Genomic DNA, 23,330 nt, shown 5'->3' with positions numbered 1-23,330 from the left:
CCGCTCAATCCTGGGAAGCTGCCTGGACAAACTTATCGGTGGTGTGATGACGCGTCATGTTGGCGGCCTATAATCTGCCACGCTCTGTTCCCGTCGAATAGCCTTTCATCCTTCGAGACCGTTCAAAATTGATGCCCGAAACCGAAATCGTCATTCGCGGAGCTCGCGAACACAATCTGCAGAACGTCAGCCTTTCGCTGCCCCGCAATAAACTGATCGTGATGACCGGCGTGTCCGGGTCCGGGAAAAGTTCACTGGCATTCGACACGCTGTACGCAGAAGGCCAACGCCGCTACGTCGAATCCTTGTCCACCTATGCGCGACAGTTTCTCGGCCAGTTGCCCAAGCCGAACGTAGATTCGATTTCCGGACTGGCTCCGTCGATTTCCATTCAACAGAAATCGACCAGCCGGAATCCGCGAAGTACCGTCGGCACGATCACGGAAATATTCGACTACCTGCGAGTCCTATTTGCTCGAGTTGGCCAGGGCTACTGCTATGTTTCTGGCAAGCCGATCAAGGCTCAATCAACCGATTCGATTATCGAAAGCATCGCATCGCTGCCGGAAGGAACTCGCTATTCAATTCTGGCTCCCATCGTCCAGAACCAGAAGGGCGAATTCAAAGATCTGTTCGAAGACCTGCTGAAACGAGGCCACCTGCGAGCGCGAGTTGACGGCGACGTCGTCTCCCTGAATGACGATTTGAAGTTGCGCCGGCACCACAAGCATACCATTGAAGTGGTGATCGACCGGCTTGTGGCCGGACCGGGCAACCGGAGTCGCTTGGCGGAAACAGTGGAAGCCGCGCTTAAGCTGGGAGACGGGCGGCTGATTTGTGCGCCCGAATTAGGTGCCGGCAGCCCGACGGCACCCGCAGCGGCAGGCCAATCGAAAGCTGATGCTACGAATCCAGTGAAGTCGTCGAAGAAGACTAAATCTATAGCTAAGGTCCCGCCAGGCGGCGGAGACCTGCAGGCTGATCGCCTCTACAGCGCCCACTACGCTTGTGCCGAAAGTGGGATGAGTTACGAGCCGCCGTCGCCTCAGTTGTTCAGCTTCAACAGTCCGCTGGGTATGTGCATGGACTGTCATGGCCTGGGCATGCGGCACGGGTTTGCTCAGTCGAGCGTCGTTGTTGACGAGAAGAAATCGATTCAAAACGGAGCGCTGCTGTTTCTGAAATCGCTCAAGAAGATCGGCCGGTGGCCTCGGCACTTTCTGGTCAGCGCCGCGGAAGCGATCGAAAAGATCGTCGGCATGGACGCGGGGACTCTGTTGAAGAGCAAGTGGAAGGACCTGCCTGAGCAGGCTCAGCATTTGTGGCTGTACGGAACGGGCGACAAGCACATCACGTTTAGCTGGAAGACTCGGGGCGGAGTTTACAAGCACGGAGGTACGTGGGAAGGCTGGGTGAATCGGCTTCTGGAGCAATACCGTTCCGTCAAGAATCCGATGCTGCGTCGAGCGATGGAAAAGCACCTGGAAGTGATGCCGTGCCCTTCGTGTGAAGGAGAACGGCTGAACAAGCAGGCTCGGCATGTGAAACTAACGTCCAACAGCGCGCGCAATGGCAAGCGCCCGTTGGAACTCAGCCTGCCGCAGGTGTGTGCTCTCAGTATTGAAGAGGCGTCCGAGTTCTTTGGTTCGCTTAAGCTGGATGCCACGCAGCAGATGATCGCCGAAGAAGCATTGAAGGAGATTCGCGGCCGTTTAGGTTTTCTGCTGCAGTGTGGGCTACACTATCTCTCGCTGGAACGTTCCGCTCCAACGCTGTCTGGTGGAGAGTCTCAGCGAATCCGCCTGGCCGGCCAAATCGGCTGTGGCTTGGTGGGCGTCGTCTATATTCTGGACGAACCGTCGATCGGCCTGCATCCGCGCGACAATGTGATGTTGCTGGAAAGTCTGCAGCACCTGCGAGATCAGGGCAACACGGTGATCGTGGTCGAACACGACGAAGAAACCATGCGTGCAGCAGATCATGTGGTGGACTTCGGGCCGGGACCTGGAGTGCGCGGTGGCGAGTTGGTGGTGGAAGGCAGTGTCAAGGATCTGCTGAAAAACAAACGCAGTCTGACCGGGCAATACCTGAGCGGCCGACTACAAATTGAAGTGCCCGAAACGCGTCGAGGCATGAAAGCAACTGCGCGGCAAAGCGCTACCAGTCGGTCTCAGGACAAAACAGAATCGGCGGCTAACGGCTCGTCGGTCTCAAACGCAAAACACTCCATCACGGTTAAGAACGCTCGCCATAACAATCTTAAAGGCATTGATGTTTCCTTTCCGCTCGGTCGCTTCATCTGCGTCACTGGTGTCAGCGGAAGCGGTAAGAGTTCCATTACCAACGATATTTTGTGGCAGGTGCTAAACCGCGACGTCAACAAAGGAAAGGGCGAACCGGGCAAGCATGATCGCATCAATGGGCTGACGAAAATCGACAAAGCCATCGACATCGATCAGTCGCCGATCGGGCGAACACCGCGCAGTAACCCGGCTACGTATGTGAAGGTGTTTGACGAAATTCGCAAATTGTTCACGGCGTTGCCTCAGTCAAAAATGCGAGGGTACAAGCCGGGGCGATTCAGTTTTAATGTGGCGGGCGGGCGCTGCGAAGCGTGCGAAGGGCATGGGGCGACCAAGCTGGAAATGGATTTTCTGGCCGACATCTGGGTGCCGTGCGATGTTTGTGAAGGCCGCCGCTTCAGCCATGAAACTTTGGAAGTGAAGTACAAGGATCATAGCGTTGCCGAAATTCTGAATATGGAAATTCGGGACGCTTTGGAACTGTTCGAAAACGTGCCGAAGATTCGCAACCTTCTGCAGACGCTGGTGGATGTGGGCCTGGACTACATGCAGCTTGGCCAGCCATCGCCCACACTGTCCGGCGGGGAGGCTCAGCGTATCAAGCTGGCTCGCGAACTGGGCAAACGTTCCACCGGTCAGACGTTGTACCTGTTGGATGAACCGACCACGGGGTTGCATTTCGCAGACGTCCACAAGCTGTTGGAAGTACTGCACGGGTTTGTCGATCGAGGCAACACGGTAATCGTCGTCGAACACAATCTGGACGTGATCAAAACGGCCGACTGGGTGATCGACATCGGGCCGGAAGGCGGAGCGGGCGGCGGCGAAATTGTGGTCGAGGGGACTCCCGAAGAAGTCGCTCGGTGTCGGAAGTCTCATACGGGGACCGCGCTGCGATCGGTGCTCGGCTTAAAACCGCTGAAAGGCGCAGCGAAGAACAATAAAGCGGCGGGACCACAGACTGATCCGTTCATCTTCAGCAAACGCATTCAAATTTCCGGAGCCTCTCAACACAATTTGCAACACATTGACATGGAAGTTCCGCGCGGGGAAATGAGTGTCTTCTGTGGCCCCAGCGGCAGTGGCAAGACATCTCTGGCAATGGACACGCTGTATGCGGAAGGACAGCGGCGCTACGTGGAAAGCCTGTCGGCGTATGCTCGGCAGTTTCTGGGGCAGATGCCAAAACCGCGAGTCGACAGCATTCAAGGATTGAGTCCTGCGATCGCCATCGAACAGAAAACCGTCGGCGCGACTCCGCGTTCAACCGTTGGCACCGTGACGGAAATCTACGACTACCTGCGAGTGCTGTACGCTCGACTGGGAGTCGTGCATTGCCCAACATGCGGCAAAGAAGCCACGAAGCAAACCACGGATGAGATTGTGGAGGCGGTTCTGCGGCTTGGAGGAAAGGACAAGGACGGAAAACGGAAATCACGGAAGAACGCTGGATCTGTTCGAGCCATGTTGCTGGCTCCGATCACTGTCGATCGGCAAACACCCTACGAAGCTGCGTTTGAGCGTTTGCAGAAGAATGGATTTGCTCGAGTCCGAGTTGACGGAGTGACGCACAGTCTCGAATCACCACCGGACATCGATCACCGTCGGGAACACGAAGTCGAAGTTGTGGTGGACCGCATCGTTGTGGATTCCAAACAACGCGGTCGCATCACGGATTCTGTCGAAGCGGCGTTGGATGTTGGCAAGGGCGTGATTCGAGTCGTCGTGGCCGACACCGCCACTGATGAGGCTCAGTGGGAGGACCACGTCTTCAGTTTGCACCTGTCATGTCTGGATTGCGGCTACAGCTACGACCACCCGACGCCTCAGCAATTCAGCTTCAATAGTCCGTTGGGTTGGTGTTGGTCGTGCGAAGGGCTGGGGACGGAGTACGGCGCGAATCAGTCGCTGCTGGTTACGAGTCCAGAGCGTTCATTGTGGGACGGAGCGATCGGCGCATGGCCCAATCCGCAGACGAATGCGGCCTTTGGAATGTTGCTGCAGGCGATCGGAAAAGAATTCGCGATCCCGTTGGACGAGCCATGGTATCTGCTGACGCCCGAACAGCAGCGAGTGATTTTGTACGGGAATGAAGATCGCTGGATCAAAGTAGATGCCGACGGCCCGGCGGCACCCGCACCGGCAAGTAAATTAAAGGCGGATGATACGAATTCAGTTATGCGGACTGAAGAGGGTGAATCTGCGCCAGAAGTTCCGTCGGGCAGTCGAGGGCTGCAGTTTCGTTACCGAGGGCTGTTTCCCACAATCGAACTGGCAGCACGGTTGTCGTTCTCACATCGCCGTTCGCTGCTGGAGATGGCGGGCGAGAAGGACTGCAGTGTGTGCAACGGAACTCGCCTGCAGGAACTCACCGCTGCCGTGCAGTTGAAGCACACGACTCTTCCACAGCTTTGCAAGATGCCGCTGGCCAAAGCACTGGAGTTTCTGAAGTCGTTGAAGCTCACGAAAGCTCAGAAACAAATTGCCGGAGACTTGCTTAACGAATCAGTGCACCGGTTGACGTTCCTTGTCGATGTTGGGCTGGACTACCTGACGATGAATCGTTCGATGCCGACATTGTCCGGCGGAGAATCTCAACGTATTCGCCTGGCTGGACAGGTCGGTCGGTCGCTGACCGGAGTGCTATACGTTCTGGACGAACCGACAATTGGTTTGCATCCGCGTGACAACGGCCGACTGCTGGCAGCGCTGAAGCGTCTCCGCGATCTTGGCAATACGGTGCTGCTGGTGGAGCACGATCGTGAGGTACTGGAGGCGGCTGATCGGTTGTTTGACTTCGGGCCTGGAGCCGGACGGCTTGGGGGCAACGTGGTGGCAGAAGGAACGCCGAAGCAGTTGGGCCGACAGGCGAAGAAGTCACTGACGGGCGGATATCTCAGTGGCGAGCAGGGGATTCCGGTTCCGGAAGTACGCCGGATGGAATCTATTAGTGCTGGCGGCCCGGCGGCACCCGCAGCGGCAAATGGATCGAAAGCCGCGGATACGAAACGAAGGAAACAGGCTAAGAAGAAAGACCCAGCGCCGCAGATGCTGTCGGGCGAGCGAGGCCTGCATTGGCTGTCACTGCACGGCGCGACGCAGCATAACCTTCGGAGCGTAGACCTGAATATTCCCTTGGGCACGTTCACCTGCATCACCGGCGTGAGCGGTAGTGGAAAGAGTTCTCTGATCATGAATACTCTCGCTCCGGCGGTGGCTCGCAAGTTAAACCTGAACACCGATGCGCCGGGGCCACATCGCGAGTTGCTGGGCATCGAGCATCTTTCCAAAATTGTGATCGTCGATCAGAACCCGATCGGGAATACTCCAGCATCGAATCCTGCCACGTACACTGGCTTGTTCGACCATATTCGTGATCTGTTTACTAGAATGCCGGAAGCGAAAGTGCGAGGCTTCGGGCCGGGGCGATTTAGTTTTAATCGAGCTGGCGGGCGCTGCGACGATTGTGAAGGCATGGGGCAGCAGAAGATCGAGATGCACTTCCTGCCCGACGTGTGGGTGGAATGTACAACGTGCCAGGGCCGTCGATACAACGATGAAACTCTAAACGTGAAGTTCAATGGCCACAGCATCGCCGACGTGCTCGACATGCCGGTGGAAAAAGCGCTGGAAGTGTTTTCGAATGTGCCAAAGATTCGTGCTCCGCTGGCGACTTTGAATGCGATCGGCCTGGGATACCTAACGTTGGGCCAGTCGGCTCCGACTTTGTCCGGCGGTGAAGCTCAGCGCATTAAACTGGCGGCCGAACTGGCGAAGCCAAACCAGGGAAGGTCTCTCTATCTGCTGGACGAACCAACCACCGGTTTGCACTTTGATGATATTGCGAAACTGCTGGCCGTGCTGAACAGTTTGGTCGAACAGGGCAACACAGTAGTCGTGATTGAACACAACCTTGACGTGATCAAGACGGCAGACTGGATTGTGGATATCGGTCCGGAAGCAGGGGCCGGCGGCGGGATGATTGTGGCGGAAGGCACGCCGGAGGATGTGGCAGGTGCCGGCGGCTCGACGGCACCCGCAGCGGCGAACGGATCGAAGGCCGCTACTGTGGGTCGCTCCGGCCGTTCAAAGAAGGGGCAATCTGCAGACGAGGTTCCGTCGGACCGCCGGAACCTACAATCGTGGACCGGCAAGCTGCTTGGCCCGGTGCTGACTGACGGGACGCGAGGCACCATCAAAGTGTTTGACGTGAAAGAAGCGTCAAAGAAGCAGGCGGGCGACGTTAGCGTAGCTCAGCTCGGAAAGTCGGCCGCTTTGCCGTGGGAAGCGGAGGGGCAGAAGTGGCACACGAAAGAATGTCTCAGCCACGATGGTAAACGCTGTCAGTGGGACGGGGAGGCTCTACAGTTCGTGATTGATCAACTGGCAAAGAACAAGCGGTTGGCACCAGTTAATTGGAATCACCGTTCCACTGTCGAAGTAAAAGCCAAGGGAGGTCTCGGCTGGCTGCTGCATGCTCGCACTGGCCACGCGTGGGTTTTGGTGCTGTGCTTTCGAGTCAAGAAAGGGACGTTCGATGCCAGGTCTTTGGACGCGTCACTGAACCTCACACCAATCGATGACGTCGAAGACATCCACTACTACACCCAATCGGAACGCGTTTCTGTACGCAATCTGAAGTCACCGTGGCAGGAAGTCACGATCAAAATCTGGAACAAAGCTGAGGTCGAGACGCCTCAGTTTAGACAGTTCCTAGAACAGGCCGTGGAAGGTCACCTGCTACAGGCGAAGAAAGAAAAAGCGAATCCCGCCGACCTGACTCCGTGGAAGCAGTTGGGCCGCAAGTGGCACCTGATGAAAAAAGGGCTGCCGAAGAAACCGACCTGGGACTTCAAGACGGTGGAAAAGCTACTGCCGATCGTGGAGAAGTCATTCGCAAACTGCGAACCGGACTTCAGTGCGAAAAGCAAGATCACCTGGAAGGACAGCAATGGCAAACCCGCTGCCGAACTTCATACCAAACGTAAAGACGGTGTGGATCTTGTCCTGCACGTGCCCAATGGCACGGTGACGATTGGGGCAATCGCCGACTTCGGGGTGAAGCAGGAAGTGAAGCCGGGGAAAGACAATCGCGACGCCGTGTTAATGCGATTCGATTCCGACAATCAAATCGAACAGCCACTGCAACGCTGGTTGGCACAAGCGTAGGCTTGGCGTTCCGGCAGCCGCGTTTGGTGAATATGTGTACCGAACGTGCCGAGAGCTACGCGCTGGCCGGAGCGTTTCTTTGCTGTCCGTTGCCGGAATGAGTTCCACCCCATTCAGCCACGCCGATCGCTACTACTTTGGAAACGACCAGTTATCAGGGATGGCTGAGCGCTTTCGAACGACCGCGATGCCGTCGCTGACAGCGATCGAATCGTAGTCGCCATCGCCTGGTGGGGCGTCGGCCGAGACAATTCTGGCTCCGTTGCCGATGTAGACGTTTTTATCGACCAAAGCGCCATCAATCACGACGTTGTCGCCAATCCCGATGCATTCACCCGGAGCGGAATGGTCGTGAACGTAGTAGTCGGCTCCCATGATTGCACTGTTACGAATGGTTACGTTGCTGCCGATTGTCGTCCGCATTCCGATCACGCTGTTTTCGATTTTACTTCCCGGCCCGATCGTGCAGCCGTCCGCGATCAGACTGCCTTTGACCTCGCAATTGTCGAATCGTGTCGACGGAAGAAAACGCGGGCGTGTAAAAATCGGGTGCTTGTGGTCACCGAATCGAAACGGAGCATCACTACTGGCCATCGCCAGGTTGCATTCGAAGAATGCTTTGATCGTACCGATGTCCTCCCAGTAGTCGTCAAACAAATGCGTCTGAACATGATGGTGCTTGATAGCCATCGGGAAAATGTGCTTACCGAAATCGTCGTGGTCACTGGATTCCAGCAGGTCTACCAGCAAGTCGCGATCGAACAGGTAGATACCCATGCTGGCCAGGTACTCGCGTCCCTTCGCTCGCACTCCGTGGGCATCAATCCAGTCGGCGGGAGTACGGACTTTATTAAGAGCGTCGTCGTCCTGTGGCTTTTCCACAAAGTCAACAACCTTGCCGCCGTCGTCCAGTTGCATGATGCCGAAACCGCGAGCATCCTGAGCATTCACGGGGATCGTCGAGATCGTGACATCCGCATTCGACTTCAAATGCGTGTTCAGCATCTGCCGGTAGTCCATCCGATAGAGCTGGTCGCCGGACAAGATCAAAACGTGTTTAAGTCCCGGCTGTTTCAGGAAACGCATCTGCTTGCGGACGGCGTCGGCGGTTCCCTGGTACCAGTCTGTTTCTCCGGGCGTTTGCTGAGCGGCCAGAATTTCGACAAAACCGTTGCTGAACAAGTCGAAGTTGTACGTCTGCCGAATGTGCCGATGCAGGCTAATCGAATTAAACTGCGTTAGCACATAGATCCGGTTCAGATCGCTGTGGATACAGTTGGAAATCGGGACATCGATCAGTCGATACTTGCCGCCGATCGGAACGGCCGGCTTGGAACGGTATTGCGTCAGAGGCAGCAGGCGGGTGCCTTTGCCGCCTCCCAGAATCAGACTGATGCAGTGGTCCATGATTCGGCAACTCCGCAGATTTTTGAAGGAGGAAAATCAGGTGAATGCGAGTTCCTGAAGGTAACGAAACACCCGCTGAAAATCTCACCCGTCGGATACCGTAACCCGTCAAAATCACAAAACCGTGCGCTGACAGGTCGGGTTAGTGAACACGAGTGGAGTGGAACGACCGATTCCCCACAACTTCATGCGTTGTGTTGTCAAAATCCTTCGTCGCCGTTCGAAAACCGTCATGCGACTGATCGAACCTCGCTATCGCAGCAAACGACGTGTGCTACTCACCGCTGCTGTCACTCATCATTTCAGTGAATTTAGCGAGAACCTTGCTCGAAGCTTCCGTGAGCGGGCCTTCCAGAGTCGCACCGGACGCCAGTTTGTGACCACCGCCGCCAAAGTTTTCCGCCAGGGCGGCGACGTCGTGAGGGGGGCGACATCGCAGGCTGAATTTGATCATCCCTGATGGCAGTTGAACCGCGATAAATGCAGCTTCGACGCCAGCCAGTGTCAGACATTCATTAACCAGCCCTTCTGTATCAGACGGCACTGACTTCGTTTCGTCCAGATCCTGCTTGTCCACATAGATCCAGGCCAGGCGGTTGTCACACAGCGTTGTCATGCGAGCCAACACGCGGCCTTTCAGGTGCATGCGGGGCAGAGACTTCTGTTCGTTCAGCAGCCGAAATAACTCATGCGGTTCTGCGCCCAGTTCCATCAGCGCCGCCGCGGTTCTCATTGTGTCGCCGGATGTCGAAGGAAATCGAAACCAGCCGGTGTCAGTGGCGATGGCCGCGTACAGTGCGGAGGCCACTGTGGCATCAAATGTCACTCCCAGAAAACAGGCGGCGTCATAGATGAGTTCGCCCGTGGCTGCAGATTGGACGTCCTTAAATTCCGTGGCCCCCATGTTGTCAGAGCTGACATGGTGGTCAATCACGACTCGCTTCTTACCCGCCTTCTGAACGACGTCAGCCATTGCGCCCAGTTGCTGCCATGCGCTGGTGTCGACCACAATATGCACATCAACATCCGGCAGCTTATCGCGGGGGATGTCTTCGTTTAGCTTCAGTATTCCGCCGTCGGGATTCAGAAAGTGCAACGTTGTCGGTGGCGAAGTCGCGTTAACGATTGTGGCCGTCTTGCCGAAAGCCTGCAGAATTGCGGCCATGCCCAGTTCTGAACCCAGCGCGTCAGCGTCCGGTCGGACGTGGCTTGTGATCAGAAAGGTCTGATTTTCTTCAATGATGGCTCGTAACGGAGCCCAGTCCAGTGATGACACTGATAAGCCTTCGACTGCAGTGATTAACCCGCGCATGTCCGCGCCCCGGCGCGGCGACGCCGGACAGTAGCAGATCGCACAACAATCGACAATTTGCAGCAACGCCGAAGGGGGTACGATCAACTGCTGCGGGATCTCACTGACCGGCTGCCGACCTCGCGGAGCACTGCGGCCGGACGACTTCAGTTGCCGAAGGAGGCTTTGCAGTTCGATGCGTTTCGCCGCTTCGCTGAAGAACAGGTTCTGAGTTTCACCGGGATCGGCCTTCAGGTTGTACAGTTGTCCGGGGGCTTCAGGAGCCAGTTCCGGCAGAGCGTACTCTTTCATCATGCCCCTGGCGTAGCTGTTACCACCAGAGCCCGTGTGGTCCAGGTACTTCCAGTCGCCTTGTCGGATTTGGAATTCGCCTCGAAAGCTTTGCGTGAGCATGTGCGGCCGGATCGGTGCGTCGTCCTCAACAGTTCCCAACATCGCCGGCAGCATGTCGAAGCTGTCGACGGCAGCGTCATCAGGAAGTTTGTAGCCAACAATCGACGCCAGTGTCGCGAAGATATCGGTGGTGTTCGTCATCTGAGTTGTCACGCGGCCAGCGGGAATGTGCCCAGGCCATCTCGCGATAAACGGCACTCGATGACCGCCTTCCCAGCCATCTCGCTTCATGCCTCGCCAGCCGCCGGATGCATCATGCTGATGATCGCGTCGCATCCAATCAACGTGAAGTGTTTCAGCGCCATTGTCTGAGTTAAACAGCACCAACGTATTGTCATCAATGCCAAGTTCCTGCAGCAGGTCGAGCGTCTTTCCGACAAGTGTGTCGAGTTCGTAGACAAAGTCGCCGCGAGGGCCAGCTTGTGTTGCGCTATTGAATTCGTCTGCTGGCAGTACCGGTGCGTGCGTGATTTGAGTGGACAGTACGGCGAAGAATGGCTTGTTCGGTGTGTTCCGACGGTGGTCGGTGATAAACGTCTTCGTCTTCTCGTAGAACAACAGATCCGCGTTCATAAAGTTGTAGTCGGGTGACTTCCAGCCTTCGTCATTGTCCCACCGCCACTTTCCGCCGGGGTTGGGAAGGCTGTTTCTATCGTGCCGCTGGCTGGCCGGGACCGGCACCATTCCGTTATCAATGTAGACGTACAGCGGGTCTGTGTTGGGACAGTTGGGAGTGATAAACGATTGGTCGAACCCTCGCTGGTTCGGTCCGTCAATCAGCGGCGTGCTTTTTTCGTAATCGATCAGAAGCGAGTTTTCGAAGCCACCGCCGAGTCGCTTGCCGTCTTTGTCGAACCAGCTTAGCCCGACATGCCACTTACCGAACACACCAGTCCGATAGCCCTGCTCCTGCAGCATCTGCCCTATGGTTAGAGTTCCCGGTTTCAGGTAACTGGGTCCACCCGGCCCTTCAAATGCCCCGCCGCCTCGGCCCGTGGATCGATAAATCTGGTTCCCTGAAAACAGGCCGTAGCGCGAAGGAGAGCAGATTGTTGACGGACTATGAGCGTCCGTGAATCGCACGCCTTCCTTCGCCATGCGGTCCAAGCGGGGCGTCTTGTAGGCGCATTTCGAGTTGTAACATGACAAGTCACCATAGCCCAGATCGTCGGCCAATATCACGATGATGTTGGGACGGGGTGTGGATTTGTCGGAAGTTGAGGCGTATACTGGACTTGGCAGGAAAAGTGCAAATGGCATCCACAGGGCCATTGCACTAATGACCTGCACTAAGTTCATCGAAAAACCTGAGGGCGGCAACCCTCTTCGATGATCGGTACGAACAGATGCGTCCACCTTTTCTATTTCCATCACCACTGCTCCGCACGTTCGATCGGCCCATAAAAAAGGCCAGAGGACCGGGGCGGCAACCCCATGATGGTCCTCTGGCTGGCACGAACAGGAAAGTCCCGTTCACTCATCATTCTATCGTCCGGCGGCAACCGGGCACAACTGAGGAGATTTCTGATCATGGCACGCAACAGGAAACGACAGGCCAACGGCTGCGCCTGGCACCGGAGGTTCGATGACGGTTGGTACGCCACCATCGATGGCCAGCGCACTCGGCTTCGTGATGAAATGGGGCAGCCGATCCGCGGGAAGGACAATCGGCAGCAGGCGGATCTGGCGGTGGCCCGACTCAAGCTGCAGATGCCAGAACCGGCTGCTCATGGCGCGGTGCTGGTGGCCACAGTCGCGGAAGCGTATCTCGACCACCTGAAGGCCACAGCGTCTGCCGCGTATGTTGATCTGGCATCCCGAGCGATGAACGACTTCTGTGGCTACTGCGGTGGGCTGGCCGCGACAGACCTGAAGAAGAAGCACGTCCGCGACTGGGTGGCTCAGCACCCCTCGTGGAAGTCGGACAATACGAAACGGGACAACATGACGATGGTCATGGCGGCCTTCAACCATGCCGTCAAGGAAGAGGAGATCCTTGATACCAATCCCATCAGTGGGCTGAAGAAGCCGGCTGCGTTTGCGCGAGTTACCTTCTTCAAGGAAGACGAAGTGCAGGAAGTGCTGGACTACTGTAACCGCAAGCCGAAGAAGAAAGCCGTCAGTCTGGCTCCCACAGGTCAGTACTTTTCTATCCTGCTGCAGACGGGAGCTCGCCCGTTTTCGGAACTGGCCAGAGTAACCGCCGACGATGTCCACGAAACGGACAAGGGCATGGTGATTCGATTCAAAGCCGGGACGGATGCTGCGGGAAACTACCGCCACAAGGCTGCGAAGAAGACCGGAAAGGACCGGACCATCTACCTGTTCGCCGAGGCGGAAGACGTGATCCGGTCGCTGATGGAAGAGTATCCCCGCGGCTCAGGAGTGCCCCTGTTCCGCACGCCACGCGGGAAGTCGTGGAAGCGTTGCAATGGTGTTCAGTCATTTTGCACGATCAAGCGGAAGCTCGGCTGGGACAAGAATCCGGATAAGAAGAATCTGTCGTTGTATACCTGTCGGCACACCTTCGCCAAGAGAATCCTGAGCGGCTACTGGACCGGTCAACCGGCCACGATCGAAACGCTGGCGGGACTCATGGGCAACACGCCCAAAGTCTGCTGGGATCACTATGCCCAGTGGTGTGATGAATACAATGAACCACTGTGGGCGGCAGTCGGTCGCGGACGGCGACTTGAAGCACAGCTGACGCAGACACCGTCGTAATGTCATGCGGGATTACAAAGAAAACCCTCAGCCATCCATTACGGATGGCTGAGGGTTTCTGGTGCCAGCCAGAGGTGCTTCAAAGAGTGTAGCCGTCCATTATTCATGCACACGACGATATGAATGGCCGGTCAGCGGGAAGGAATGCCGAGTGGCACATTGATGTTCGAAAACGAGGGACGGGCAGGCTGTCGGCGTGTGGGACTTTCACCTTCCATCGCGCGTTTAAGTTCATCCAGCCATTGCTGTTCAAACAGAATCCGCCCCTGCCCGACCACACCGGTTTGTCGATAACGAAACCGGACCGCCCGTCCCTGAAAGATCAGGTAGCCCTGGTTGCGGACGGCCTGTCGCTTCCACTTATACAGTGTCTTGCGAGCGATGCCGAGATATGCTGCCGCTTCACGAACGTTCATCGCACAGTCCTCACCGCAGGCACCAGTGCCACGACAGTCGACACGATTTGAAGCCAACGAAGTTCCCACCGGTGTCGCTTGGCATACGTCTTCAGTTCGCAGCGAATGAGGCGAAGCTGATCACCGGTCCTGCCAAGGCAAAGGTACGGCAGCGTGCCGTTGCGCATCCTGTGTCGTACCATACCGGGCGTGATGGCAAGTTCGGTGGCTGCTTCTTCGATGGTCAGCATTGCCAGCGCGTGCTTGATGGAGCGTTTGCGTTTGTGATTCACGTCTGATCCTCCGGAATGTCCATTGGTGTCCGTAGAATCCACGTTCGGTGAACGTCCGATGTTGCAACTGGAGATATTGAATCTTCAAACTGAAGCGAAGAAGGCCACGTGTTGCCTCTGCAACACATGGCCTTCGAAGTTGTGGAAGTATTGCCTTCGTCACATTTCAAGTTCCATGTTGTGTTGCACTTCCATTTCCGGTCCTTTCCTTGCCTCCGCGATTTCGCTTGGAAGCTGCGTGCCGAATAGACCATATTCTTCAACCGGTTGGATGCTTTCAGGAAACGCGGGAAGAACATTGGAGAGTTCCTTCCCTCCTAATCGCATCATGGCGGCTGCGTGCCCCTGTCCGATTTTTGGTCCGGCGGGTTCCGATTGTTGTATCGGTTCATTCATGGTGAGCTGCCTTTCCCGTGTTCGTGGCCGTTAGCTGTGCGTTCGGACTTCGCTGGTCCTGAAGCACACGCTCCAGAGTCGTGACATCGATCCCCTGCCGAGCGGCCCGTCGGCATTCCCGGATCAGTTCCTGACTGATGCTGATGATCTGGTCGAGACTTACCCGCTTCGGCGTCGTCAGCACGAGACTGGCCTCCTTCAAAGACAACCTGCAGCGAACTGCTGCGGTCGCGCTCTCTTTGCGAGTCACACGACGGGAGGCGTCGTCTCGTTTCAGCTTGCCCTGAATGGCCTCGGTGACCATTCTTTGCTGAGTCGCTTCATCGGGAGCCCGGCTGATGGCATAGGCCGTGCTGCCTGGCAACGAACCATTATCCAGCATGGCTTTCACATTGTCCGGCAGCTTCAGATACGACATCACCTGTGTGACTCGGGCTTTGGAGACGCTCAACTGTCGAGCGATCTCAGAATTCGACCAGCCCTTCAGATCCCGCAACCGTTGAAATGAGTTTGCCAGCTCTGTGGGCTTCAGGTCGGCCCGATGACAGTTCGCCGCGAGCTGCGTCAGCAGCAGCACATCGGGCGGAGGTTTCTCGGCAAGCACCAAAGCGTTGATGGACTTCGCCTGTCGCAACATCATTGCCGCGAAGCGACGGTGGCCGTCCGCGATGCAGCAGCGGTCGCCGACGCGGTACACGATGATCGGCTGCAACTGCCCGATCTGCCCGATGTTCTCAGCGAGAAGCTCAAGCTCTTCCTGATCCATCGATTGGCGCGGCTGATCCGGATCAGGATCGATCAGCGAAGTGGGGATGGTGGCCGGTTTCATGGAAACTCTCCGCGAAGGTTGGAAAACGGGCACGACACAGATGGTGCCTCCGTCATCCACACGCGGGAATCAGCACGAATGTTGCATGAAAAAAGCCTCACGCACCGGCGGCACGTGAGGCTTGCTTTTCAACTTCGCAGAATCACTGTCGCCAAAAGGACGAGGCAGCGTGCATGACTCGAAGCACGATCGGCTCGTGCCGACCAAGCGTCAGTCCCCAGATGATCGCAGCCGCCACCACGAACGTGGCACTGACGATGACGATGTTTGTCAGCAGCGAAAACATTCTTCCGAACAGGCCGCGTCCGATCCGTTGGTAGTACGGCATCTTTTTAATGAGCACCGGAGACATGCCTGGCAACAAAGCGATGGCCAGATGCCGCGGCAGCGTCAGCACCTCGGCCGGTGTCATCAGTGAGCGGGAATGTTCGGCGTAGGATGTCGAATTGTTCGCACCCCAGCTCACGCTGGTTGTCTGATCGTGAATGCCCGTTGATCCGGTGCGGCCATCATTGACGCCCGTTTGCTCGGTCGCACTCAGAACAGTTGACGTTCCCATCATGTCCGAGACAGTCTTTGCTGTGTCCAGATCGTCGCTCCCAGCGAAGACCTTCGCCACGGTACTCATGAAATCAGGCCGCTGTGATTCCGGGAAACAGCGCTCGACCTGAGTGGAACTTTGAAAGAGGAACGTCGTTCGGATGCCGTACGAACGTCCGAACTGGACGCTGCTGTACAGGGCATCCATCGGACCCAGTGTGGCGGCCTCATCGAGCAGGAAGTGAACCCGTCGATTGGGATTCTCACCGGCAGCGAACACGAGGTTGATCAACGTCGACAGGATGATCCGCTGCAGCGATGCCATCTCGGTCAGCCGGTCGATCGGCAGACACAGGAAAATCGTCGCTGAGCTATTCACGAGAACATTGGGGTCGAACGTGGATTCACAGAGTGAGTTGGCGATGGCGATGCTGTCGAGAAATGACAGATTGGAGTTCGTGACACCGAACACGCTGGCTTTGGTTTTGCCTTCATGCCCGGACACTTCTCCGGCCAGCCGTCGCAGCATGCCGCACGCCTTATCGCTTCGCAGCATCATCTGCAGAATCTTCTCCACTGTCGCCGGATTACTGGTGATGTCGCGGAGGTGATTGAGGTTCGCTCCTTCTTCAGCTTCCGTCATGAGGAATGCCAGGATCGCGGTCACCACGGTTATGCTGGAATCTGTCCAGAATCTCTCTGACTCTTTTCCTGTGGTAACGATGAGGGCGTTCGCCAGCCTGCGTGCGTTGTCGACCACGCGAACCTCATCGGGCCGGAAGCAATCCAGCGGATTAAGCCGCTGCGGCTTATAGCCACACTTCGCGATGTTGAACGGATCAATCAGAATCACCTGCTGACCAAACTTTCTTTCACGCAGCCGAGCGAAGATGCGGGCCTGTTCCCCTTTCGGATCAAGACACACCATTGAGTCGCCGCAGCGACTCAATGTTTGCATCCCGAAGCAGGTTGACTTGCCGCTGCCCGTGGCACCAAAGACAGCCGTGTGAGGAAATTGATCCGGTACCCGAACAAGCAGCGGCCGTGGTTTCTTCGACCCGCTGGAGGCAATCTCAAGAGCCATCGCCGACTGTTTGACGGGGAAACTCAACAGTGCCCGCACGCGAAACCACCAGGAAAACGGTGTGTAGCTGACCGCACTGCCAAGAAACGTGCCCACATGCTGAAATAGACAGCCGCCCCTCAGCATGTCGTTGAGTGTGGCGAATCGCGCCGTTCCATGAGTGCTGGCCGTGTGAGTCTTCGGCTTCACGTGCCGTGATCCGATAAATGCAATCAGGACGACCCCAATGGGCGGGCACACAAACGTGATGATGGCAGCCCCACCGACGATCCAAACGATCTTGCAGATTTCACTAAGCCGCTCCAGCGAAACCACCAGCCCGCGAATCCGGTTTATGATTCTGGACATGACTTTTAACTCCTGAATGTCCATTCGCAGCACGCGACGGACGGGCGTACCAAAAAGAACAGCCCCGTCGAAATGCATTCGACGAGGCTGGAGAAAACGGTGGCCCGCCACACTGACGGGCTCGCCACAAAAAAGAAGAGCCCTCATCCGAACAGACGAGAGGGTTCACATCGCGATCGCAGATGTCACCGTCGTTTGGCGTAGCACCTCGCCGCCACAACAACGAACAGCGTGATGAACACAAAGTTCCAGAACGTGTGCCACGAAGATGAACTCGCGACGCTCATAGCGAGCGGTTTGGCCACATGTTCGGCCGCTTTGTCGGTCATATTGACGGCAACTTTGCCCGCGGTCGTCACGCTGGCCTCCGCCACGCTGCCGATCGACGCCAGGAAGTCGCCGGGTTTCAGCACAACCGCTGTCGCGGTCGTGCCCACCAGAATTCCCTTCTTATGCTTCCACAAGAAGTCGACACAGGAACCGCCGTGTTTCCCCAGCAACTTCATCCATTGAGCTTTGTGCGGACTGCGCGCCAGCAGGCTGGACATCTCAGCCAGTCGCGCGGTCGAATTCGGATTCAGTTTCCCAAGGATCGCACCACCGGACGGACCGAGATGTTTCAGCACGCGACTGGCGGCACCGGAGGCAGCCTTCGCCGATGCGGTGGCAACCTGGGCGGCCGCTTTGCGACCGGCCTGCTCAACAGTCTTCGCCGCCGCACTTTTGGTGGTGCGTGACACGGCCTGTGATACAACTTTGGTCCCCGCACTTGCAACCGTGCTTGTGACGCCGAGATCAGCTGGCAGATCAGCGAACGTGTGTGTCAGCGTGTCGGCCACCTTATCGTACTTGTCACCTGCTTTCGCCGCCGTACTCCCTGACGCAGCTTTGGCGGCCTGACTTCCGGCTCCGCCCGTGGCGGTCGCCGTTGCCGCACCGGTTCGCCCGGCTACTTTGCCCCCGGTCGTTGTCCCGACGCGGCTCACCGTTTTCGCCGCCTGCCCTCCAGACTTGCCGACGGTTTTCGCTGCGGCCTTCCCGGCCTGCGGAGCCGTCTTTCCCGCAGCTCCCGCTGCCCGGCTTCCTGCCGCCCATCCTTTACCCATCAACTTGTGAGCTTTGGTGCCAATCGCCTGAAAGACTTTGGCGATCAACGCACCCGGTCCTGCTTCCGCCGTGCCGGTTGGCATGACCAGCAGACAACCGATCAGCAGACCGTTCACACACCACATCCATCCCGTTCGTTTCCCGTACAACTGTTTCATCACTGTACTCCTCAATACAAAATCGAATCGGCGGTCCGAAGAATTGGGACCGGCCATTGCCGGTTCACGCGGCTGTTGCGACGTGTGTTGCAGATTCAAAAACACTTTTTTCGGATTGACGCGGATTCAAAGCACGCAGTGGCCTCCGTCGGATGTGCCGAACATCATGCTGGTGTTCGGCACCAGTCATCGAGGAAGCTGTCTGCCAGGTTCGCTTCAACAAACCGTCGAGCCTGCATGACTTTCCGGCGTGCCGACTGATTGGGCACGCCGATCTCCGCGGCCAGCCGTTTGATCTGGTCGTCGAAAATCAATCGCCGCTCGAGCAGCCAGGTCCACCGGACGTTGCGCGTGAACCGACGAATCAGTCGGCGGAGTTCATCGGCTAGTTCTTCTGCTGCCAGTGCGGAGCCCACAGATTGCCGTGACCGACTGCAGGCGATGTCACCACCAGGAAACTCGCCCGCCACGCGGCGTTGACTTGTTGCCAGTCCGTTTCGCGTTCGCCGCGCACGGCTCAGACGCATCTTTGCAATTCTGACACGGCCTCGGAGACGCTGTTTGATGTTGTCATTCATAATTTCAATCCTCCAGTTCACAGGTCATCAGCGGAAAGTCTCGGCCCCCAATAAGCAGGAAGTAGATGTCGAACAGAGCATCAGCCGTCGCTTCATCCTGTGATTGCAGCACGCGGTCTGATTGTTGCAGTAACTCAAGCCGCTGAGTCGCGTCGCCCCGCGTCATCAGCAGGAAGAATGACGGACGTTGATTGGCATCCAGTCGGAGATCAGCCTTCTTCGCTTCCAGTACAAACGTGTCTTCGCTCTGCTCCCATGTCGCCTCGGACCGGTCATCTCGCGAGCCGGCGTAGACGGCGAGATATCGTGTCTGTCGGAGCACCCTTTGTGGCAGCCAAACTTCGTACGATGCCAGCCGCGTGTTCGGCATCCGGACCCGTTGCACAAGTTCCACGGCGCGACGAATCCAGCCGTCTTCGGCGTCCGGGAACGGTCGACCTTCCTGTTGAAATTCCGAGCGACTGGCAGGGTCCGCCAGTTCGATGCGGTCTCGTCCGAGCAGCCGGACCTGGATGGCCAGATTGGCGATGACCGGAAGCACGGTGAACAGCCTGAGCCGAACGCCCTGCGGGTCCGTTTCCACCGTCGTGATCAGGGCCCCAGTCGGGCCAAAACGTGCAATTTTCATGCTCTTCTCCTGCGAATGGTTGTTGACGGGTCGTCATGCCCGGGCAGGAGGAGAATACGGCAGGTGGCGTCGTAAGTGGTTTTATTGAAACGACTTATGTGCACAAGGGGTGAGCAGTATGTGCACAATATGCACATTTCCACCGTCAAAGGGCCGCTTAAGGACGCTCAGGAGCCGCCGGGCGGAGGAAAACGCCGTGATGAGTACCCCGCAACTGCCCATGCCGGGCCTGGCTCACCTCGCCTTGCCGAAAGTTTGCGGCATGCCGTTGCGGAAGTGGCGAGAACCGGGCACACTGTCCCCACATGAGAGCACGAAGGAACCCTCAGGGGTGTGCATCACGCTACGGACAAACGGACTACAACGCTGCAGCATGAACGAATCGCGTTCGTGGTCTCAGGGACGCAGATAAACGATTCGATTGTCATTAACGGAAAGCGACACGGGCCATGTCGTCAGAAGTTACGCTGTATCTCACGGTCGGATTCAATGCATCTGGTGCTGTGATCCAGAGCTTCGGAGTGGATGTCGAAAAGTCGAAGATTCTTTGGGACGGTCGGGAAGCCACTTACCGAAGGAAGCAGACGTCCGACGCGAATCACGAGAAGAACACCCGTGCGCTGCTCGCCAAAGGAGCAAAGCACAAGGCATCGCAAAAGAAGCTCAACGTATTTGCGCGCATGCTGGTCGCTCACCGTTTGGAGATTGCCGAGTCCAGCGATCATTTCGCCGATACACTGGCCGCCTGTCGATACTGGGACAAGGGCAACAAAGCCCTGTTTTACCTGTGCGGATTTGATCCACTGGAAGGACGGTGTCGTATCAGCGACTTCTTCGATGGAGTCGAGAACGGATTTAACAGTGAAGTGCTGCCGCCGGAAAATATCAAGGTCTATATCCGCGCTCCCAACAATGCCTCAGCCGTACCGGCAACTGAACCGGACCTGCTCAAGATTGTCGAGCAGATTGATCTCAGAACTGGGGCTCCGCAAACGGTCCCGAATAACGGCTCCGCTGGCGCAATACGGACGAGTTCCGCACAGACTCACATGGACGATGCGATCGCTGCAGACGACCAGAGCACTCCACGCCACAATAGGACAAGCCATGACCGTGGTCTGCCGAAAACTCGGCACCCGGGCGATTGTGATCATGCGGAATCTCAATGCTCAGAACCAGCGGCTCAGCGCGGTGCCGTCGACGGAGCTTCGCCACGAGCGCAGTCGCAGACCGGCACGCCTGCTTCCAAAGTGTGGGGCGCCTGCCTGGCGGGGCTCGTCGCCACGGTTGGCATCATCCTGATCGTGGCCAAATTCCTTCCAGGTGAAGTACCGGCCAGGATCGAAACAGATCCTCAAGCTGTTTCCCCCACGACGCTGGCCGCTATCGTGTTGGAAACGCAGCGAATCACGCGCGACCAGATGCTGAAGGAGAACACACCCCGCTTCACGATGGTGCTGAACCAGAATCTTGGCGGGCTGGCTCCGCAGGAAACTCAGCAGTATCAGAATGCGACTTCGGATCAGGCCGTGCGGATCGAAGAGAATGATCTGATCATTCGCGCCAGACAATCCGCCTTTACCAACGACGTGGCCGCCCTTAATCTGAAAATTGACGGCGTGCCTGAGGGAACGCCGTTCTTCTGGATGAAGCTGCCCCTCTCCGGACGCGGACAGGTTGTCCGGGGATCTTTCAATCAGACGCGGGTTACGGTGAATGCGGCTGCCGGACTTTTCGAACTTCTGGTAGTCCTGAAGGGAGCCGGTGACGATCCCGGCATCAACCCCGACGACATTCGCATCACGGCCGTGTCGGCACCCGTGTTGCTTGTGCCCGCCTATTTCTATCCCGATTCACCAAGCCGGAAGTCCGACGAGTGGCAGAAGTTCCGGGATCTGGTCGTCGCCGTCCGCGGCCACGCCCAGGTTTACGCCGTCCTCAACGTCGACAGTGGGGCCGTCCGACGAGACGCCGAAACCCATCAGCCAACAACGGAACCCAACGACGACTACGCAGCGCTCGTCGAAGAACTGCAGCAATGGCAGGTGCCGTGGGTCGGTTACATCACGTATGGGTACGGCAAGCCGCGAGTTCTCACGGACAAATCCGGGAATACTCATGAGGTCTCCCGCGAAGACGATTTGGACTGCTGGCTGTCGTCCTATCCGGGAATGAACGGCGTGTTTGTAGACGAAGTGCCAACGGAACCCTCGCACACAGACGGGCTGCGACGACTTTGCGGTACGATCCGCAAGGCTCTGCAGGCTGCCGAAGTTTCACATCCCGTGATCATCGGCAACCCCGGAACTATGTGCCCGCCGGAATTCGCATCCGACGAAATCTTCAACTGGGTCTGCATTGATGAGCGGACAACGCAGAACTCAGATTTCACGCGACTGAAAACTGCATCCGACGAAATCCGCTTTGGTTCACTACTGCATTCCGCAACGGACGCCAATCACATCCCCGTCGTCCTGGAGACGCTGCGGAAATGCGACGTGGATTTCTTTTTCGTGACCGACCAAAGCAAAGCTGTCGACGGTGATGTCTGGACGAGAATGCCACAACAGGAAGTCATTGACGAACTGGTGAAGTTCGTCTCCAGCCCGTAGGCGGTGTTGAACATCAAACGCTGATCCGTTCCACAATATTCCGCGTGATCTTTCGCTGCCTGCGATCGTAGAGTCTTGTCACCCGCGAATCGCTGTGGCCGAGCAAGTATTGAACATCCTCCAGACTGATGCCTTGTTCCAAAAGGTCAGTGGCAGTGCAGGATCTGAAACTGTGCGGACTGGCAGAAAGTGGAAGACCTGCAGCCTTAAGTCGACGTTTGACCATCCGACAAATGTCGATCGCGGACATGGGCGACTCGGTAAGCAGCCCCGTTCGGCCAACGGCAGATCGAAACACGGGATCGTCTTTGCTGCTGCCATTAATCGGCAGCATGACCAAGTATTCATCCAGCTCTTCCCTCAGGCTGATTCTGGCGGGGATGCTGCGGTCCTTGCCGCCCTTTTCGCGGAACTTAATCATCAGATGGTTGCCTTCATCCACCAGATCGCCCAGACGGAGTTTTGCGACGGCTCCCACTCGGGCCGCAGTGTAGACCAGCATGCTGATGATGGCCCGGTCTCGGAAATCGATCGCGGATTGCAGTTCGATGGACTTCAATAGCTGACGAGACTGCTCGACCGTGATCTCCGGCGTCTTTCCTTCGGTCACGGAATAGCGTTCGGTGCGTACGGACAGTGCCGGATTCAGAATCATCACATGACGTTGCACCAGCACATCAAACAGTCCTCGAATCGCGGACATGTGCAGCTTCTTCGTGGGCGTGCTGCCCGGATGCAGATCGAAGTATCTCCCGACCATGCCCGGTGAAATCTCCTGCAGAGGGACGCCTTCGGTATCGCACCAATGCAGGAAGTTTCGAACGGCGTGCAGATACGTTTTGCGAGTGTTGGCGTTCCGGATGCGTCCGCCGAAATACTCTTCCCAGCACCAACGGCCGGCCTCACCGTGGGCCGCAATTATCTTTGGCACGGCATGCTCGGTGAGCTTTGTGCCTGCGGTCGATGGCGTAAGGATTTCTGAACGGCCTTTCTGCATAGACAATAACTCCTTTATTGTGGGCGATGAAATCGCCCCGTGCCTGTGCGGAAAGGC

General features: G+C 57.0%; 15 protein-coding genes. 4 read left to right on the top strand and 11 right to left on the bottom strand.

Going from position 1 to position 23,330, the window contains the following annotated elements; all coding sequences use genetic code 11:
* Positions 1-131 precede the first annotated feature (131 nt).
* A complete protein-coding gene (gene uvrA, locus Fuma_RS20945) occupies positions 132-7,472 on the top strand; it encodes an excinuclease ABC subunit UvrA (RefSeq protein WP_077025834.1) in 7,341 nt (2,446 codons plus the stop codon).
* A gap of 132 nt (positions 7,473-7,604) precedes the next feature.
* Here uvrA and Fuma_RS20940 read toward each other — a convergent pair whose 3' ends face one another.
* Positions 7,605-8,879, bottom strand: a complete 1,275-nt coding sequence (locus Fuma_RS20940) for a glucose-1-phosphate adenylyltransferase (protein ID WP_077025833.1) — start codon at positions 8,877-8,879, stop codon at positions 7,605-7,607.
* 274 nt (positions 8,880-9,153) lie between these two features.
* Positions 9,154-11,844: a sulfatase-like hydrolase/transferase gene (locus Fuma_RS34295; protein WP_218922228.1), complete on the bottom strand. Its 2,691-nt coding sequence runs from the start codon at positions 11,842-11,844 to the stop codon at positions 9,154-9,156.
* Between the two features lie 270 nt (positions 11,845-12,114).
* Here Fuma_RS34295 and Fuma_RS20925 point away from each other — a divergent pair, with 270 nt between their 5' ends.
* Entirely contained in the window at positions 12,115-13,308 is a 1,194-nt protein-coding gene (locus Fuma_RS20925; RefSeq protein WP_077028461.1) for a tyrosine-type recombinase/integrase, read from the top strand.
* Positions 13,309-13,439: 131 nt separating this feature from the next.
* On the opposite strand, the gene Fuma_RS20920 is transcribed toward Fuma_RS20925, so the two are convergent.
* The 8 genes from Fuma_RS20920 to Fuma_RS20885 all read right to left on the bottom strand — a co-directional run bounded on the left by Fuma_RS20920 (position 13,440) and on the right by Fuma_RS20885 (position 19,664).
* Positions 13,440-13,724, bottom strand: coding sequence for a helix-turn-helix domain-containing protein (locus tag Fuma_RS20920; RefSeq protein ID WP_077025832.1), 285 nt, complete (start codon positions 13,722-13,724; stop codon positions 13,440-13,442).
* Complete coding sequence (locus Fuma_RS20915; RefSeq protein WP_145944283.1) at positions 13,721-13,996, bottom strand: hypothetical protein; 276 nt, start codon at positions 13,994-13,996, stop codon at positions 13,721-13,723. Before Fuma_RS20915 ends, Fuma_RS20920 begins: the two co-directional genes overlap by 4 nt.
* Before the next feature lie 159 nt (positions 13,997-14,155).
* On the bottom strand, positions 14,156-14,392 hold the full coding sequence (locus tag Fuma_RS20910; RefSeq protein WP_077025830.1) for a hypothetical protein: 237 nt from the start codon (positions 14,390-14,392) through the stop codon (positions 14,156-14,158).
* Complete coding sequence (locus Fuma_RS20905) at positions 14,385-15,221, bottom strand: ParB/RepB/Spo0J family partition protein (protein ID WP_077025829.1); 837 nt, start codon at positions 15,219-15,221, stop codon at positions 14,385-14,387. The genes Fuma_RS20910 and Fuma_RS20905 overlap by 8 nt, the downstream gene beginning before the upstream one ends.
* A gap of 142 nt (positions 15,222-15,363) precedes the next feature.
* The gene (locus Fuma_RS20900) at positions 15,364-17,193 is read right to left on the bottom strand and encodes a type IV secretory system conjugative DNA transfer family protein (protein WP_158521085.1); all 1,830 of its coding nucleotides are present in this window, start codon (positions 17,191-17,193) and stop codon (positions 15,364-15,366) included.
* A 185-nt stretch (positions 17,194-17,378) separates the two neighbouring features.
* A complete protein-coding gene (locus tag Fuma_RS20895; protein ID WP_145944282.1) occupies positions 17,379-18,458 on the bottom strand; it encodes a hypothetical protein in 1,080 nt (359 codons plus the stop codon).
* Between the two features lie 164 nt (positions 18,459-18,622).
* Entirely contained in the window at positions 18,623-19,036 is a 414-nt protein-coding gene (locus Fuma_RS20890; protein WP_077025826.1) for a hypothetical protein, read from the bottom strand.
* Positions 19,037-19,040: 4 nt separating this feature from the next.
* Complete coding sequence (locus Fuma_RS20885) at positions 19,041-19,664, bottom strand: hypothetical protein (RefSeq protein ID WP_077025825.1); 624 nt, start codon at positions 19,662-19,664, stop codon at positions 19,041-19,043.
* 199 nt (positions 19,665-19,863) lie between these two features.
* Here Fuma_RS20885 and Fuma_RS35980 point away from each other — a divergent pair, with 199 nt between their 5' ends.
* Positions 19,864-20,076 (top strand): hypothetical protein, encoded by a 213-nt coding sequence (locus Fuma_RS35980; protein ID WP_218922226.1) that lies wholly within the window; start codon positions 19,864-19,866, stop codon positions 20,074-20,076.
* Between the two features lie 37 nt (positions 20,077-20,113).
* Positions 20,114-22,276 (top strand): spherulation-specific family 4 protein, encoded by a 2,163-nt coding sequence (locus Fuma_RS20880; RefSeq protein WP_077025824.1) that lies wholly within the window; start codon positions 20,114-20,116, stop codon positions 22,274-22,276.
* A gap of 13 nt (positions 22,277-22,289) precedes the next feature.
* On the opposite strand, the gene Fuma_RS20875 is transcribed toward Fuma_RS20880, so the two are convergent.
* Positions 22,290-23,273 (bottom strand): tyrosine-type recombinase/integrase, encoded by a 984-nt coding sequence (locus Fuma_RS20875; RefSeq protein ID WP_158521084.1) that lies wholly within the window; start codon positions 23,271-23,273, stop codon positions 22,290-22,292.
* Positions 23,274-23,330 lie beyond the last annotated feature (57 nt).

Origin of the sequence: Fuerstiella marisgermanici, assembly GCF_001983935.1 — a bacterium.
Lineage (GTDB): Bacteria > Planctomycetota > Planctomycetia > Planctomycetales > Planctomycetaceae > Fuerstiella > Fuerstiella marisgermanici.
Note: the sequence above shows the minus strand (reverse complement) of the source record. Positions and strands in the feature narration are given on the sequence as shown.